Genomic DNA, 258 nt, shown 5'->3' on the forward strand with positions numbered 1-258 from the left:
GCCGGACGGGACCGTGATGTCCTCTGCCGGCCATGCGATCCGCTCGGAAACGAGATCTCCCAACGACAGGCGGTGCCCGTCGGCCGCGAGAACCATCCGGTCCGCCGGGACAAAGCCGTCCCGGAGCATCCGGCCCAGGGTGTCCGCCGTGTAATACCGAATCTCTTTGATGGGTAACCTTCTCCAAATATGTGGAGGAATAGCCATGACACGAATACCCATCAGCAACCATCTGTCGGCTGAGGAAATCGCCCGGCG

1 protein-coding gene is annotated in these 258 nt (G+C 61.6%); it reads right to left on the reverse strand.

Going from position 1 to position 258, the window contains the following annotated elements; all coding sequences use genetic code 11:
* The coding region (locus BGIM_RS67390; RefSeq protein WP_238537763.1) for a hypothetical protein at window positions 1-207 on the reverse strand (207 nt) is incomplete at its 3' end.
* Window positions 208-258: the final 51 nt, after the last annotated feature.

The sequence above is a fragment of the Zavarzinella formosa DSM 19928 genome (assembly GCF_000255705.1).
Classification (GTDB): domain Bacteria; phylum Planctomycetota; class Planctomycetia; order Gemmatales; family Gemmataceae; genus Zavarzinella; species Zavarzinella formosa.